Annotated in this window: 1 protein-coding gene; it reads left to right on the forward strand. The window is 33.9% G+C overall.

The genetic code is table 11. The features are described 5' to 3' along the window. On the forward strand, positions 1–283 hold a 283-nt coding region (locus ACSG5Z_RS32185; protein WP_435712977.1), incomplete at both ends, for an asparagine synthase-related protein.

The raw sequence follows: 283 nt of genomic DNA on the forward strand, positions 1-283 counted from the left end.
AATCACGGATTTATAAAAACAGAAAGAACACCGTACCAAGGATTAATGAAGTTGCCTGCAGCTAGTATACAAATTATAAGAGGAAGTCACCTAGAAATTAAAAAATATTGGGATTTAAAGGATATAAAAGATGTGAAATACTCGAATAAAAATGAATATGCAGAGCACTTTAAAGAGGTGTTCTTCCAATCTGTAAAAGATTGCATGAGATCAAATTTTCCAGTATCAGTTGCAATGAGCGGGGGGCTAGATTCTACTAGTATTTTTTCAGTAGGGTGTACAC

This window comes from Bacillus pretiosus, assembly GCF_051294775.1.
In the GTDB taxonomy this organism is placed as follows: domain Bacteria; phylum Bacillota; class Bacilli; order Bacillales; family Bacillaceae_G; genus Bacillus_A; species Bacillus_A wiedmannii.